The organism is Williamsia sp. M5A3_1d (assembly GCF_053345315.1).
In genome coordinates this window covers 128,263-142,846 of the sequence record NZ_JBKEZX010000003.1, presented here as the reverse complement: position 1 = coordinate 142,846, position 14,584 = coordinate 128,263, and the positions used below count along the sequence as shown (strand labels likewise).

The 14,584-nt window shown below is 70.8% G+C and carries 14 protein-coding genes; 6 read left to right on the top strand and 8 right to left on the bottom strand.

Annotation, left to right across the window (positions count from 1 at the left end; translation table 11 throughout):
- Nucleotides 1–5: 5 nt before the first annotated feature.
- Entirely contained in the window at nt 6–950 is a 945-nt protein-coding gene (locus ACLBW1_RS13090; protein ID WP_447812281.1) for an NAD(P)/FAD-dependent oxidoreductase, read from the bottom strand.
- Between the two features lie 4 nt (nt 951–954).
- Nucleotides 955–1,848, bottom strand: a complete 894-nt coding sequence (locus ACLBW1_RS13085) for an alpha/beta hydrolase family protein (protein ID WP_447812280.1) — start codon at nt 1,846–1,848, stop codon at nt 955–957.
- 52 nt (nt 1,849–1,900) lie between these two features.
- Between ACLBW1_RS13085 and ACLBW1_RS13080 the strand changes: the two genes are divergently transcribed.
- The gene (locus tag ACLBW1_RS13080; RefSeq protein WP_447812279.1) at nt 1,901–2,341 is read left to right on the top strand and encodes a hypothetical protein; all 441 of its coding nucleotides are present in this window, start codon (nt 1,901–1,903) and stop codon (nt 2,339–2,341) included.
- A gap of 69 nt (nt 2,342–2,410) precedes the next feature.
- Nucleotides 2,411–3,091: a type 1 glutamine amidotransferase gene (locus tag ACLBW1_RS13075; protein ID WP_447812278.1), complete on the top strand. Its 681-nt coding sequence runs from the start codon at nt 2,411–2,413 to the stop codon at nt 3,089–3,091.
- Nucleotides 3,092–3,102: 11 nt separating this feature from the next.
- Here ACLBW1_RS13075 and ACLBW1_RS13070 read toward each other — a convergent pair whose 3' ends face one another.
- The 6 genes from ACLBW1_RS13070 to ACLBW1_RS13045 form a co-directional block, all read right to left on the bottom strand.
- Nucleotides 3,103–4,653 (bottom strand): ABC transporter substrate-binding protein, encoded by a 1,551-nt coding sequence (locus ACLBW1_RS13070; RefSeq protein ID WP_447812277.1) that lies wholly within the window; start codon nt 4,651–4,653, stop codon nt 3,103–3,105.
- A gap of 26 nt (nt 4,654–4,679) precedes the next feature.
- Nucleotides 4,680–6,293 (bottom strand): ATP-binding cassette domain-containing protein, encoded by a 1,614-nt coding sequence (locus ACLBW1_RS13065; RefSeq protein WP_447812276.1) that lies wholly within the window; start codon nt 6,291–6,293, stop codon nt 4,680–4,682.
- Nucleotides 6,286–7,137, bottom strand: coding sequence for an ABC transporter permease (locus ACLBW1_RS13060; protein ID WP_447812275.1), 852 nt, complete (start codon nt 7,135–7,137; stop codon nt 6,286–6,288). The genes ACLBW1_RS13065 and ACLBW1_RS13060 overlap by 8 nt, the downstream gene beginning before the upstream one ends.
- Entirely contained in the window at nt 7,134–8,126 is a 993-nt protein-coding gene (locus tag ACLBW1_RS13055) for an ABC transporter permease (protein ID WP_447812274.1), read from the bottom strand. Before ACLBW1_RS13055 ends, ACLBW1_RS13060 begins: the two co-directional genes overlap by 4 nt.
- Before the next feature lie 50 nt (nt 8,127–8,176).
- Nucleotides 8,177–9,079 (bottom strand): undecaprenyl-diphosphate phosphatase, encoded by a 903-nt coding sequence (locus ACLBW1_RS13050; protein WP_447812273.1) that lies wholly within the window; start codon nt 9,077–9,079, stop codon nt 8,177–8,179.
- A gap of 69 nt (nt 9,080–9,148) precedes the next feature.
- Nucleotides 9,149–10,264, bottom strand: coding sequence for a DNA polymerase IV (locus ACLBW1_RS13045; protein ID WP_447812272.1), 1,116 nt, complete (start codon nt 10,262–10,264; stop codon nt 9,149–9,151).
- Nucleotides 10,265–10,409: 145 nt separating this feature from the next.
- On the opposite strand from ACLBW1_RS13045, the gene ACLBW1_RS13040 reads away from it, so the two are divergent.
- The 4 genes from ACLBW1_RS13040 to ACLBW1_RS13025 all read left to right on the top strand — a co-directional run bounded on the left by ACLBW1_RS13040 (nt 10,410) and on the right by ACLBW1_RS13025 (nt 14,426).
- On the top strand, nt 10,410–11,378 hold the full coding sequence (locus tag ACLBW1_RS13040) for an alpha/beta hydrolase (protein ID WP_447812959.1): 969 nt from the start codon (nt 10,410–10,412) through the stop codon (nt 11,376–11,378).
- A gap of 100 nt (nt 11,379–11,478) precedes the next feature.
- Nucleotides 11,479–11,925: a VOC family protein gene (locus ACLBW1_RS13035; RefSeq protein WP_447812271.1), complete on the top strand. Its 447-nt coding sequence runs from the start codon at nt 11,479–11,481 to the stop codon at nt 11,923–11,925.
- 18 nt (nt 11,926–11,943) lie between these two features.
- Nucleotides 11,944–13,305, top strand: a complete 1,362-nt coding sequence (locus ACLBW1_RS13030; RefSeq protein WP_447812270.1) for a glutamine synthetase family protein — start codon at nt 11,944–11,946, stop codon at nt 13,303–13,305.
- Nucleotides 13,305–14,426, top strand: coding sequence for an amidohydrolase family protein (locus ACLBW1_RS13025; protein WP_447812269.1), 1,122 nt, complete (start codon nt 13,305–13,307; stop codon nt 14,424–14,426). Before ACLBW1_RS13030 ends, ACLBW1_RS13025 begins: the two co-directional genes overlap by 1 nt.
- Nucleotides 14,427–14,584 lie beyond the last annotated feature (158 nt).

The window sequence follows — 14,584 nt, the reverse complement described above, 5'->3', positions numbered from 1 at the left end:
CGGCGCTATCGCCGCGCGTCGACGATCGCGGCGGCCAGGTCGATACCCGACCGCCACGCACTCTCCACGCGCGGCGACCCCTCCGGGCACCACTGGTCACCGGCGAATCCGACGAGCCGACCGTCCATCTCGCGCAGGGAGTGACTCGCCGGGTGACTGCCGGTCGGTTTGGCGAAGGTCCAGCGGTGTGCGTGGGTCCAGTCGATCGCCGACCGGTCGATCCCGAGCAGCTCGGTGACCGATGCCTCGACCTCACCGATCACCTCGGCCGGATCGTCGAGATGCGCGCCGGCCAGATCAGGCGTGGTGTGGGCGACGAGAACCGCGGCACCGTCACCACGGCGGGAGCCGTCGTCGGCGAGGAACGAGATCGACGGGTGGTCGTTCACGAACGCGGCGTGGGTGAACGGCAGGTCGCGCACCGATTCTGGCTCGAACCCGATGGCTACCGCGATCACCGGCTCGTACCCGACCGGCTCGTCGATCTCGATCAGCCGTGCGGCCTGCGGGTCGGGCATGGCGATCACGACGGCGCCGTCGGGCAGCGCGTCGAGGTCGACGGAGGTGACCTCGATGTCGCCGAGGATGTCGCGCACGAGTGACCGCAGGCCGCCGGGCGTGGCCCAGCGCATCGGGCCGGTCGAGGTCGACGCGTCCCCACCGCGCGCGAGCACGCCGAAGGTGTCGGTCCACTCGCGCGCCAGACCGCGGTCGCGCCAGCCGTCGACCACGGTCTCGAAACCGTTGTCGCGCACCGTGAAGTACCCGGCCCCGACGTCGACGCGGCGGCCGTGCAGCTCAGGCGAGGCCATCCGGCCCCCGGGGGCGCGTCCGCGATCGAGCACCCGGACCTGCACCCCCGCGGCGACCAGCGCGGCAGCACACGCCGCCCCCGACATGCCCGCCCCGACGACGGTCACCGGCGTGCCCACGGTGTGTTCGGTGCTCATCGATTCACCGTACGTGTCGGGGCCACGGGTTCTCCCCCTCGACCAGCCACCGCAACGAATCGGCCCAGAAGTCGTCACGGTGGCGGCTGTGGAACAGCCCGAAATGCCCGATGGTGCTGTAGCCGAGCGCATCCGGTGGCAGCAGGACGAACTCGCGGGGCGCGTCGGGCAGGTAGCCCAGCACCCGTCGTACGGCAGCGGGCGTCGCGTACTCGTCGTCGGTGGTCGCGACGGCGAGGACCGATGCGGTCATCGCCGCGGCGACGGCCACGACGTCGGCGCGTTCGGCGCGGGGGTAGTTGTCCTCCATCCGTGGGCGACGGCGCGCGCACTCCATCGCCACGCCCCGCGGGAGGTCCTCCATCCACCCGAGGCGCCGGGCCGGGAAGTACCCGCACACGGTGGTGAGCACCGGGCCCACCACCCGCCAGCGCCAGATCAGCCGTCGCCGGGCCCACGGCGCGAAATCGCCGCGCCACGCGTATTGGCCACCGACGCTGAGCACCCGCGCGATCTCGGTGTTGCGCCGAGCCCACAGCGGGACCACGCCACCGACGCTGTGCCCGACGACGGAGATCGGCGCATCGGGCCACCGGCGCCGGGCGTCGCCGAGCACCGCGTCGAGGTCTCTGCGGCCCCAGTCCTGCCAGCGACATCGCATGCCGCGCAACCGCGTCGGCCGGGAATCGCCGATGCCGCGGTAGTCGAACGTGATGACCTCGAACCCGTTGTCGGCGAGGAACGCCGCGTACCGGTGGTAGTAGCGAGCGAGCACCCCCGTCGCGGCGGTGATGATCGCGACCCCCGGGTGTGCCCCGTCGGTGTCGGATGCGGGCCAGTGATGACCGCGCACCACGAACCCGTCGGCGCAGGTGATCTCGATGGGGACGCCGCTCACCGATTCAGCGTATCCGCGGCCGATGTCACCCCCGGCTCCCTAGGATCGCGGCATGACCATCACCCCCTCCGCGATCGACACCGTGACGAAGAAGCTGTCCCGGAAACCCCGCTCCACCGACCGCGCCAAGACCGCGCTCCCACTCGTCCTCGGCGGTGGTCGCATCGCGCTGGGCCTGTCGCTGCTGCTGGCCCCGGCCAAGACCAACGCACTGCTCGCCGGTGCCGACGCGAAACTGCCGATGATGAAGGTGACCACCCGCCTCTTCGCGGCGCGCGAGGTCTTCGTCGGTGGTGGCGTGCTGGCGGCGAGGTCGGCGAGCCCGGCTGCTCTCACCTCCACCATCGAGGCCGGCGTCGCGCTCGACACCGTCGACGCGGTGTCGTTCGCGGTCACCAAGGGTGTGCCGCTGACGACGCGCCTGCTCACCACCACCGTCGCCCTCGGTTACGCCGCACTCGGGATCTACACGCTGCTGGTGCTCGAGGACTGACCCTCCCGCGACCGACCCCTGCCACGGCCGACCCCTGCCCGCCGGGCGCGGTGCTGCGAGGATGGTGCGGTGACCACCGCACTGTTCCTCGCCCACGAAGACGACCGGGAACGCGGGCGCGTCGAGGCCGGGTCGCTCGCCGAGAACACCCGTGCCCGCGGGTTCGACGTCGTCGTGGCCCAGCCCGGCGACGCGCTGCCCGACCCGACGAGCGTCGACTTCGTGACGGTGCTCGGGTCGGCCCACGCCGCCGACGACGACACGCTGCCGTGGCTGGCGCCCGAACGCGCCTACGTGGCCGCCGTCCTCGACGCAGGCACCCCGGTGCTCGGGGTGTGTTTCGGAGGCCAGCTGCTCAGCCGCGTGCTCGGCGGGGTCGTGACCCGCTCCCCGCACCCGGAGGTCGGGTTCGTGTCGGTGGAATCGACGCGCGACTTCATCGACTCCGGCCCGTGGATGCAGTGGCACTTCGATCACTTCACCGTCCCACCCGGGGCCGAGCTGATCGCCCACAACCGTTCCGGCGCACAGGCGTTCGTCGCCGGCCGCAACCTGGGCCTGCAGTTCCACCCCGAGATCTCCGCGGCGTCGTTCGCCGCGTGGCGGCTCGGCTGGACCCGTGACTCCGAACTCGAGGTGGGCCGCGACTTCGGCATCGACGTCGACGACCTCGCCGACCGCATCGCCCGCGACGCGGCGGATCTGAGCACCCGCTGCGGCCGTCTCCTCGACGGTTTCCTCGCGCTGTAGGGACGACCGCGTCAGTTGATGGTGGCCCGGTGGGCGTCGAGGTACTTGTAGCGGTTCCAGGTGAGCCCGCGCAGTGCCGCGGTGGACACATTGGTCGACGTCGTGATGGCCAGCTCGATGACGAACTGCTCGTCGAGCAGGATGTCGGTGTAACGCCGGTACAGGTCGCGCGCCGCGGCCCCTCGGGGATCGCTCAACCCGTCGAACCGCGAGACGACATCGCTGTACTCCGCGGAGGTGAACTGCGACAGGTTCTTCGCCGGTTTGAACGGTGCGGCACCCTTCGCGAGGGTGGCCGGGCTCGACTGGCCGAACCCGTGGGGGTTGATCCACAACTGGTGCTCGCCGCTCGCCAGGAACGGGGAGAACGAGGCCTGTTCGCGTGGGTCGAGCTGCACCCGTAGGCCGATCTCGGCGAGGTTGTTCTCTACGATCCCCGCGATCAGCGGCGCCGCTGCGAGTCCGGTGCCGTAGCTGAGCAGCAGTGGTCGTGACGGCACTCCCCCGGCCTCGCGCAGCAGCCGGCGCGCGGCGTCGAGGTCGCGGGAGTAGCGCCGCGCGGCGTCCTCGTCGTAGGCGGGCGAGCCCTGCGACCACGGGATCGACGACGCGTAGCCGCGCCCCTCGAGGACCTCGTCGACGATGCGGTCCCGGTCGACCGCGTACGAGATCGCCTGCCGCACCCGTGGATCCGACAGCGCCGGGTCGGCGACGTTCGCCCCGACGTAGTACGCGACGTCGTAGACGTCCTCGGAGACGACGGAGAACCGGTCGCGGTCGGAGAATCGCCGCAACTGACTCGGCGCGGCGTCGACCACGAGGTCGGTCTGCCCCACCCGCACCGACGTCAACAGCGCACCGGAATCGCGCACCACCCGGAAGGTGATCCCGTCGAGCGCCGCCGGCCCGGCCCAGTACCGCGGCGCGCGTGACAGTTCGGCCCGCACCCCGATCTCACGGCCGTCGAATCGGAACGGTCCCGTCCCCACGAACGTCGTCCCCGCCCGCAGACCGTCAGCCGTCTCGCGGTCGACGAGCAGCATGAACTCGAACAGGTCGAACAGGTTCACCAGCGGGTGGGCCAGCCGCAGTACCGCCACCCTCGGGTCGGTGGTGTCGACGGCGGTCACCGTGGCGGCGGTCGACTGCAGCTGCGAGGCCGACGCCGTCGCCGCGTACGTCTCGATCGCGTAGGCGACGTCGATCGAGTCCAGTCGCCGACCGGTGTGGAAATACACGTCGTCGCGCAGGCGCAGGCGCACCGTCAACCCGTCGGGCGAGGTGTCCCACTCCGTCGCCACGGACGGTTGCGGGGTCAGGTTCTCGTCGTAGCGGATGAGGGTGTCGAAGACGAGCAGTCCGATCGCCATCGTCGAGATCGACTGCGAGAACAGGGCCTTGGGGTCGATGTCGCTGAGCGAACCGAACACCAGCCGCCCACCGGGGCGACCAGTGGCCGAGGCGCGTTCGGAGTCGCGCGCGGTGCACGCCCCGAGCAGTGCGACACCCGCCAACCCCGCGGCACCCGCGAGCAGCTGCCGTCGTGACACGGCCCCGGTCATCCCTGTCCCCGTCACCCCTGTCCCGGTCACCGGCGACGCTCCCGGGCGAGTGCCGGGTCGGCGACGAGAACCGCGTCGACGAGGGCTCGGGTGTGCGGGTGCTGCGGATCGGTCAGCACCGTCGCGACATCGCCGGTCTCGACCACGCGGCCGCGGTGCACCACGACGACGCGGTCGGCGATCTCGCCCACGACGGCGAGGTCGTGGGTGATCAGGACCATGGCGAACCCCCGCTCCCGCTGGAGACGTTCGATCGTCGCGAGGACGTCGGCCTGCACCGACACGTCCAGGGCGCTGGTCGGCTCGTCGGCGACGATGACGTCAGGCTCGGCGGCCAGCGCCCGCGCGATGGCCACGCGCTGGCGTTGACCGCCCGACAGCGCCGCGGGTCGTCGGGTGGCGAGGTCGGCGGGCAGACGTACCGCCTCGAGGAGTTCGGCGATCCGCTCGGAGCGCTGCGCGCGGCTCAGGCGACCCTCGCGGCGTAGGTCGATCGGTTCGGCGATGCTCCGGCCGATGGTCCACCGTGGGTCGAGGGAGGAGAACGGGTCCTGCGGGATGGCGGCGAGCCGGGCGCCCTCGACCCGACGGGTCCCGGCGGTGATCGACGTCAGCCCGAGCAGCGTTCGGCCGAGAGTGGTCTTGCCCGAACCGGATTCGCCGACCACGGCGAGCACCTCACCCGCACGGACCTCGAGGTCGACGCCCGTCAACGCCGGCGCCTGAGCACCGGGATGGGTCACCGACACCGCGTCCAGACTCGCCGCGATCCGGTGTCGCGGCGAGTCGGGGTCGTCGCTGTCGGTCGTGTCGCTGTCGGTCGTGTCGCTGTGGGTTTCGCGGTCGGCGTCGATCCTCGGGACGGCCGCGAGCAGGTGCCGCGTGTAGTCGGCCTGCGGTGCGGCGAACACCTCGACGATGTCGCCGGACTCGACCACCGCACCGTCGCGCAGCACCACGATGTGGTCCGCGAGATCGGCCGCGACACCCATGTCGTGGGTGATGATCAGCAGCGCCATGTCGCGGGACCGCACCAACCCGCGCAGCAGGTCGAGGATCGCCGCCTGCACGGTGACGTCGAGCGCGGTCGTCGGTTCGTCGGCGACGAGCAGTCGAGGTTTGCCCGCGAGCGCCAGGGCGATCACGATGCGTTGGCGCTGACCACCGGAGAACTGGTGTGGATACCAGCCGATGCGTTCGGTCGGCTCGTCGATGCCGACCGACTCGAGGAGCTCCACCGCCCGGGCCCGGGCCACCGTCCTCGACGTCGATCCCTGCGCGCGCAGCACCTCCCGGAACTGCCGCCAGATGACCCGCGACGGGTTCAGCGCGGTCAGCGGGTCCTGGAACACCGACGACACCGAGCGACCCCGCAGCCGCGACAGCTCCCGTTCGGGCCGGCCGATGATCTCCTCGCCGTCGACGACGATCGAGCCGCGGGCGGTCAGTCCCGGCGGCAGCAGACCGAGCGTGGCCGTCGCGGTCAGCGACTTGCCCGACCCCGACTCCCCGACCAGCGCGAGTGTCTCGCCGCGTCGTACCGACAGATCGATCCCCGCACCGCCGGTGCCGACGAGGACGACTCCGCCGGCGTCGATGGTCAGGTCGCGGATCTCCAGCGCCGCGGTCGGGTCAGACACGCGCTCGCCGTCCGTAGCCCTGCGCGACGAGCAGCAGGCCGATCGACAGCGCGGAGACCGCGACGAGAGGCCCGATCGCATAGCCGACGTTGACGTCCCAGTTGTAGCTCGCCTCGGACAGGATCGACCCGAGCGACGGCGCCGGTGGACGCACACCGGCACCGATGAAACTCATACCGCTCTCCACGAACACCGCCAGCGACAGGGCCAGTGACAGCTGGACCACCAACTGCGGAGCGATGTTCGGCAGCACGTGGCGGGTCACGATCCATCGGTGCGACGCACCCGAGAGGCGCGCGCTCTCGACGAACGGTCCGGCCAGGATCTTCTGCGCCGCACCCGTCGCGATCCGGCCGAAGACGGGCAGTTCGGCGAAGACGACGGCGATGATCACCGTCGCCAGCCCGGGACCCCGGATCGCGGTGACGGTGATGGCCAGCACGATGGCGGGGAACGCGAGCAGGACGTCGAAGGCGCGCTGCACCACGGTGTCGGCGAACCGTCCGGCCGTCGCGACCATCGCCAGGGCCACACCGATGGCACCGCCGATCGGCACCGCGACCGCCATCACGACGAGGCTCGTCCGGATGCCGTACAGCACCCGGGAGAACACGTCGCGGTTGAGTTCGTCGGTCCCCAGGAGGTGCGATCCGCTCGGACCCACCAGGTGGGCGCCGGCGATCTGCTGCTGCGGATCGAACGGAGCGATGAGCGGGGCCAGCAGCCCAGCGGCCGCGATGACCCCGACGATGAGCGCGCCCGCGATCAGCGTCGCCGGGATCGGGCGCCGGCGCGTGGTGGTCACCTGCATGGCGGGCGAGTCGGGGCCGGTCGTGGCGGTCATGAACGGTTCCGGAGGGTCGGGTCGAGCAGCAGTCGGACGATCTCGGCGAGGGTCTGGGCGAGGATGAACGCCGCGACGGACACCAGCAGGGCCGCCTGCACCACGGGGTAGTCGCGCGCGCTGATCCCCTGGGCCAGCAGCTGCCCGAGGCCCGGCCAGGCGAAGATCGCCTCGACGAGGATCGATGACCCGATCAGCTGGCCGACCTGGATGCCCAGCACGGCGACCGTGTCGGGCAGGGCGTTGCGCAGCGCGCCGAACACGACCGCCCGGGTCAGCCCGACACCCGCGGCGCGGGCGGCCAGCGTGTACGGCTTGGCCAACTCGGTCCGGAGACTCTCGACCAGGAACCGGCTCAGCGCCGACGAGACCGGCAGCGCGAGACACAGCGCGGGCAGGAACAGGAACTGCAGCGACACCCACGGGTCGGACAGCAACCCGTCGCGCGGTGTGCCGCCGGCCGGCAGCACCGGGATCACGACGGCGAACACCTGCACGAGCACCACACCGGTGACGAAGGTCGGGACCGCGATCGACAGCGCGCCGACCCCGGTCACCACCGCGCCGACGACGCGGTGGGTGGTGAGCACCGCCGCGAGCGACAGCACCAGCGCGATGACCACGGCGAGCACGGTCGCCGTGGTCGCGAGGACGAGGGTGTTCCCGGCCGCCGAGGCGACGAGATCGCCGACGCCACCGCCGATCACATACGACCGTCCGAGGTCTCCGGTCAGGATCCCGCCGAGCCAGTGGAAGTAGTCGACGACCGCGGGCCGGTCGAGCCCCAGTTGCTGCCGGATCGCCTGTCGGACCGAGTCGTCGGCGTCGGCGCCGGCCAACACACCCGCCGGATCGCCGGGGATCAGGCGCAGCACGCCGAAGATCAGCATCGATGCGATCAGCAACGTGATCAGCGCGATGACGATGCGCGGGACCACCCTGCGCACCAACGGCGAGGCGGGACGCACCACCTGCGCTGTCGTGACCATCGGTGCATGAGATCAGATGGGCGCAGGCGGCACAACGGTTGTGCCCACCCCTAGGCGAACAACCCGATGCTGATCCCTCCGGCGACGAGGCAGTAGGCGACGAACGGGTAGAGCGTGCGGGTGCGGAAGAAACGGTCGAGGAATGCGACCGCGGCGAGGGCGGCGACGAACGCGCACACCGATCCGACGATCACCTGCCCACCGATGCCGTCACCGGCCGGCCCGAACAGCTCCGGGACCTTCAGGACACCGGCGGCGAGGATGACCGGCGTCGCGAGCAGGAAGGCGAAGCGCGCGGCGTTCTCGTGGTCGAGTCCGCGCAGGATGCCGCCGGAGATGGTGGCGCCCGACCGCGAGATCCCGGGCAGCAGCGCGAGGATCTGGAACGCGCCGATCAGCGCGCCGTCGGTGTACGTCAGGTCGGTCACGTCGCCCTTGTCGACGGACCCACCCGCATCGGCCGCCGCGTGCCTCCCGCCCGCATCCGAGGAGCGACGCCGCAGTTGCTCGGCGGCCAGCAGCACCAGCCCGTTGAGGAAGAGGAACACCGCGGCCACCAGCGGCGTCGCGAACGCCTCGCGCAACGGCTTCTCGGCGACGAGACCCACGATCCCCACGGGGATGGTCGCGATCACGATCAGCCAGCCGAGCTTCGCCTCGGCGGTCTGCACCGATCGGGTGCGCACCGATCCGACGAGCCCGCCGATGATGGCCACCCAGTCGCGGCGGTAGAACACGATCAGCGCCAGGGCGGTCGCGACGTGCAGCGCGACGAGGAACGCGAGGAACGGCGTGTGGCCCGGGCTGTTCGACTCGGTGACCAGCTTCTCCCAGCTGCCCCCGATCCAGGCCGGGACGATCAGCGAATGCCCCAGGCTCGACACCGGGAACAACTCGGTGACGCCCTGCAGCAGGCCCATGACGACGGACTGGGTGTAGGTCAGCGTGCTCACGGCAGCCATCGTGGCCGTGCTCGCGCGCCGATGTCATGTCGCGCGGGCGACTTGTCGCGAAGGTCGCGATCAGGTGTCCGGTTCGGTCAGTTCGAGTCGGACACCGAGCAATCGGACGGGACGGTCGAGGTCGAACTTGTCGAGCAGGACGTGGACGGCGGGCTCGATGTCGGCGAGCGACGTCGTCGGTGCGGGCAGCTTGCGTGACTTCGTGCGGGTGAAGAAGGTCGTGGTGCGCACCGTGACCGCGACCCGGGACACGACACGGCCCTCGCCGACGATCTGGGCGAGCAGGGCGTCGGTGAGCTCGGCGAGTCGGTCGTGCATCTGCGCGACATCGGTCAGATCGGTCGGGAAGGTCTGCACCTTCGAGTGCGACCGCGCGAGTGCCGGTTCGGCGGCGATCGTCGCGTCACCGCCACCGCGGGCCAGCACGTACAGCCAGGTGCCCTGGTGCGGACCGAACATGTCGACGAGTTCCTGCCGTGGTGTGGCGACGAGGTCGCCGACGGTCTCCACCCCCGCGGCGGCGAGCTTGGCCGCGGTCTTCGGTCCGACGCTGTGGAGATCGCGGGTGGGACGAGGGCCCATCTCGGTCATCCAGTTGTCGTCGGTCAACACGAACACCCGCGCCGAGGGATCGCCGTCGGCGGGCCGCGTCTTCGCGATGTTGGTGGCCATCTTCGCGCGCTGCTTGTTGTCGCTGATGCCGACGGCGCTGCGCAGACCGGTGACCGCGGCGACCGTCTCCCGCACCTGTTCGGCCACCGGCACGGGATCGTCGGCGTCGACACCGACGTAGGCCTCATCCCATCCCCACACCTCCACCGGGTGCCCGAGGGACGCGATCGCGTCCATCACCCTCGCCGACGCGGCGTCGTAGGTGGCGTGGTCGGTCGGCAGGAACACCGCGTCGGGCGACTTCCGCAGCGCCGCACGCATCGGCATCCCCGCCCGCACCCCCTGCTCACGGGCCTCGTACGACGCGCATGTCACCACCGTGCGGGGCTGTTCCGGATCGCCCGAGCCGCCCACGATCACCGCGACACCGACGAGATCGGGGTCGCGGATGCGTTCCACCGACACCTGGAACTGGTCGAGATCGACGTGCAGGATCCACCGGTGACGCGGCGACTCGACCGCGGCGGGAGGCGACTCAGCACCTGTGACATCGGATACCTGCACCACCCGATTGTCCCCCGTGTGCGACCCTTCCCGGGGGAGTCCGACCGGGCGGGGGTGCACGAAGCCCGATGAGTCGTGGAAAAATAGGCCCCCGAATCGATGAGGAGTGGTGTGTGTGAAGACGTCAGACGGTGACCTGGTGACGATGCGAACCGGTGCGACCTCCCGAACGCGGCCGCTCGTCGGCGTGATCGTGTCGCTGCTGCTGGCCGTCGGCATGCTGGTCGTCGGGACGGGTACCGCCTCGGCGTGGGGCCCCAACCCCGCCCCCACCTTTCGCGCCGCGAAGATCAACGGCTACGGCATGGGCGACCCGGTCATCCGCACCTGGGCCTCGACCACCACGAAGCCGTCGGCGGCGCCCACCATCATCTTCCTCGACGGACTGCGCGCCCGGAACGACGTGAACGGCTGGGAGAAGGAGACCAACGTCGCCTTCCTGAGCCAGCGCGGCTACAACGTCGTCATGCCCGTCGGCGGCCAGTCCAGCTTCTACGCCGACTGGGACAACCCGAGCCCCAGCGCGGGCCAGACCCGCCCGTACCGCTGGAACAGCGTGCTCACCGGCAGCCTGCCCGCGTACCTGAACTCGCTGGGCTTCTCGCGCAACCGCACACTGGTGGGGCTGTCGATGGCCGCGAGCCCGGCGATCATGCTGGCCACCACCCGCCCCGACCTCTACACCCGCGCGGCGTCGATCTCCGGGTTCCCGCACCTCACCGCGCCGGGCATGCAGACGATGCTGCGCGCAGCCGCGATCGACTCGGGCAACTTCGACCTGAACAACATGTGGGGCATCTTCCCCAACGTGCGCGCCTTCCAGAACGACCCGCTCCTCAACGTGGGCGCGATGCGCGGCAAGCACCTGTGGGTCTACGCCGCCGCCGGCGTGTGGAACGGGCCGCCCACCAGCGTCGCCACCTTCGGCACCGGCCTGTCGGGGTCGGCGCTCGAGGTGGTCTCGATGGAGCAGTCGCAGACCTTCTCCGTCGCCGCACGCGCTGCCGGCGCGAACGTGCGCAGCAGCTTCTGGCCCGTGGGCATCCACGCCTGGCAGTTCTGGCAGACCGAGATCGGCCGCATCGAGCGCGCCGGCTGGTTCCGCAACGGCTGAGCCGACATCGTTTCCTGATCGACAATGATCGAGGACCGTACTCGTCCTCGATGCTCGAGAGACTGGTCCCACACCAGTTCATCGACGACAGGATTCGACCATGACCACAGTTGCTGACAGCACCGGCGATGCCGTGACCGTCCCGGGTGGTCCCTGGACGCTCGAGGTGATCACCCTCCCGGTGTCCGACGTCGACCGCACCAAGGACTTCTACACGCGTGTCGGCTTCACCGCCGACCACGATCATGTGGTGCCCGCGGGCTCGCCCGGCAACCCCGGCGACACCGACATCCGCTTCGTGCAGATGACGCCGCCCGGCTCGGGCTGCTCGATCACGTTCGGCGTCGGTCTCGTCGAGGGCGAGCCGGGATCGGTCAAGGGCCTGATGCTGTGCGTGACCGACATCGAGGCCGTCCGCTCCCACCTCCTCGGCGCCGGCATCGACGTCAGTGAGGTCGCGATCGAGCCGTGGGGCCACTTCGTCTACTTCGCCGATCCCGACGGCAACGCGTGGTCGGTGCAGTATCTCCCCTACCGCCACGGCTGACCGGGCAGACTGTGGTCCATGGCATCCACCTCGAACGACGCCCCGGGCCGACTCCCCATCGACGGACTGCGTAGCGCGGGAACGCAGTTCCTCGTCGGGACGGTGGTGAACCCGGCCGGACTCATCCACGCCAAGACCGTGGACATCGACCGCGCCGCGGGTTTCGCCGAGACCGGTCTCGGGGTGAGCCCGGTGTGGCACGTGTTCACCATCGACCGCGTCGGTATCGCCTACACCGAGCGTTTCGGCGCCGTCGGCGACGAACGCATCCGCGTCGATCTCGACGCCGCACGCGTGATCGGCGACGGGATGGCCTGGGCACCGGCCGATTTCGTGGATCAGGACCTCGAGCCGGTGGCGGCCTGCTCGCGGACCACGCTGCGGCGGATCGAAGAGCGCCTCGCCGAGCGAGGGCTGACGGCACTGGTGGGTCACGAACTCGAGTTCGCGTTGTTCGGTGCCGACGCCGAGCCGATTCCCGCGACCCTGTGGGCGCAGTACGGGTTGGCCGGGGTCCTCGAACACGAGGGATTCGTGCGCGATGTGCTCGCCGCGGCCCGTGACGCCGACATCGACATCGCGCAACTGCACCCCGAATACGGCGGTAACCAATTCGAGGTGTCGCTCGGTCCGCTGCCGCCGGTCGCCGCGGCCGATCAGCTCGTGGCTGCGCGCCTCGTCATCGGTCGCGTCGCCCGACGTCACGGACTGCGGGCGTGCTTCTCGCCCAAGCCGGTCGCCGACGGTGTCGGCAACGGTGCACACCAACACTTCTCGTTGACCGGCGCCGAGGGTCCGCTGTTCTCCGGCGGTGACGGCCCGCACGGTCTCACCGGCCGCGGCGCCGCAGCGATCGGCGGTGTCGTGGCCGGGCTGCCCGACATCCAGGCCGTCCTGTGCGGGTCCATCGTCTCGGTGTTGCGGATGCTGCCCGGCTACTGGGCCGGGGCGTATGCGTGTTGGGGCACCGAGAACCGTGAGGCCGCCGTACGTTTCGTCGAGGCCCGCCCCGCGAACCCTCACGGCGCGAACGTCGAGGTGAAGATCGTCGACCCCTCGGCCAACCCGTACCTCGCGTCGGCGGCGATCCTCGGGACGGCGCTCGACGGCATCGATCGCGAGGTCGCCCTGCCGCCGGAGACCCTCGCCGACCCGGCGTCGCAGACCGACACGCAACGCGACGCGGCCGGCACGGTGCTGCTGCCGGTCGATCAGGGCGCCATCATCGACGCCCTCGACGCCTCGGGTGTGGCACGGGCGGTGCTCGGCGACGACGTCGTCGACGCCACGGTCGCGGTACGGCGCTACGAGGCCGCGAACTTCGGGCACCTGCAGCCCACGGAGATCGCCGAGACGTTCCGGATGACCTGGAGCGTCTGATGGGTGCGATCGCCGAACACGCCTCAGCGGTGTCGTTGATCGACCACCACGTGCACGGCTTCTTCGCCGCCGACGCACCCGGTGATCCCCGGGCCACCGACACCCGGTTCGCCTCCGCCCTTCTCGAAGCCGACACCACGCCGGCGCGGTCACTCGACGCCGGGTTCGACACCCAGGCCGGTTTCGCCGTGCGCGCACACTGTGCGCCATTGCTGGGGCTCGAGCGTCATTGCAGCCCCGCCGACTACCTGCGCCGCCGCCGGGAGCTGGGCGAAGAGGGTGTCGCGCGGGAGTTGCTGCCCGCGGCGGGGGTGTCGGAATGGTTGGTGGACAGCGGTTTCGACGCAGGCCTCGTCGGTGTCGACGACCTGGCGCGGGTGGGTGGCGGTGTCGCCCACGAGGTGGTGCGGATCGAGCAGGTCGCCGAGGAGGCCGCCGCCGCGCCCGGCGCATACGCCGACGCCTTCGTCGAGGCGCTGACCCGGCGGGCAGCGGGTGCCGTGGCGCTGAAGTCCATCCTCGCCTACCGCGGCGGGTTCGGCGGCGACCTGTCCGACCCTCCGTCGGCGCTGGTGGAGTTGGCCGCACAGCGCTGGCGTGACGCCGGCGGTGTGCGCCTCACCGACCGGATCCTGCTGCGTTTCGGGCTGCATCGCGCGCTCGAACTCGGTGTACCGCTACAGTTCCACGTCGGTTTCGGTGACCGCGACGCCGATCTCGCCACCTCGAATCCGTTGCTGCTGACCGACTTCCTGCGCGGCAGCGGCGACACCCCGATCATGCTGCTGCACTGCTACCCGTTCGAACGCGAGGCGGGGTACCTGGCGCAGGCGTTCGGCAACGTCTTCCTCGACGGCGGCCTCGCGATCCATCATCTCGGTGCGCGGTCGGGTGCGTTCATCGCGCGCCTGTTCGAGATGGCGCCGTTCTCGAAACTGCTGTACTCCTCCGACGGCTGCGGCCCGGCCGAGTTCCACCACCTCGGTGCCACGCTCTGGCGGTCCGGGATCTCCCGCGCCGTACAGGGTTTCGTCGACGCCGGAGAATGGTCGACCGCCGACGCGATACGCGTGATCGACATGATCGCCCACGAGAACGCGCGGCGCGTCTACCGCCTCTGACCCCGCCGACCGTGCCACAACTCTCCGCCGACCGTGCCGAAGTTCCACGCCGACCGTGCCGTTAGTGCCCGTCGACCGTGCCAAAACTTTTCGCCGAACGTGCCGTTGATTCCCGATGGATCCACGCGAGGCCGCTCCGCGTCCAATGACCATGACCA

Bases quoted from the DNA above. Each gene is read 5' to 3' on its own strand.
- ACLBW1_RS13090 (WP_447812281.1), bottom strand. From the start codon at position 950: ATGAGCACCGAACACACCGTGGGCACGCCGGTGACCGTCGTCGGGGCG.
- ACLBW1_RS13080 (WP_447812279.1), top strand. From the start codon at position 1,901: ATGACCATCACCCCCTCCGCGATCGACACCGTGACGAAGAAGCTGTCC.
- ACLBW1_RS13070 (WP_447812277.1), bottom strand. From the start codon at position 4,653: ATGACCGGGGCCGTGTCACGACGGCAGCTGCTCGCGGGTGCCGCGGGG.
- ACLBW1_RS13060 (WP_447812275.1), bottom strand. From the start codon at position 7,137: ATGACCGCCACGACCGGCCCCGACTCGCCCGCCATGCAGGTGACCACC.
- ACLBW1_RS13055 (WP_447812274.1), bottom strand. From the start codon at position 8,126: ATGGTCACGACAGCGCAGGTGGTGCGTCCCGCCTCGCCGTTGGTGCGC.
- ACLBW1_RS13040 (WP_447812959.1), top strand. From the start codon at position 10,410: ATGCGAACCGGTGCGACCTCCCGAACGCGGCCGCTCGTCGGCGTGATC.
- ACLBW1_RS13035 (WP_447812271.1), top strand. From the start codon at position 11,479: ATGACCACAGTTGCTGACAGCACCGGCGATGCCGTGACCGTCCCGGGT.
- ACLBW1_RS13030 (WP_447812270.1), top strand. From the start codon at position 11,944: ATGGCATCCACCTCGAACGACGCCCCGGGCCGACTCCCCATCGACGGA.
- ACLBW1_RS13025 (WP_447812269.1), top strand. From the start codon at position 13,305: ATGGGTGCGATCGCCGAACACGCCTCAGCGGTGTCGTTGATCGACCAC.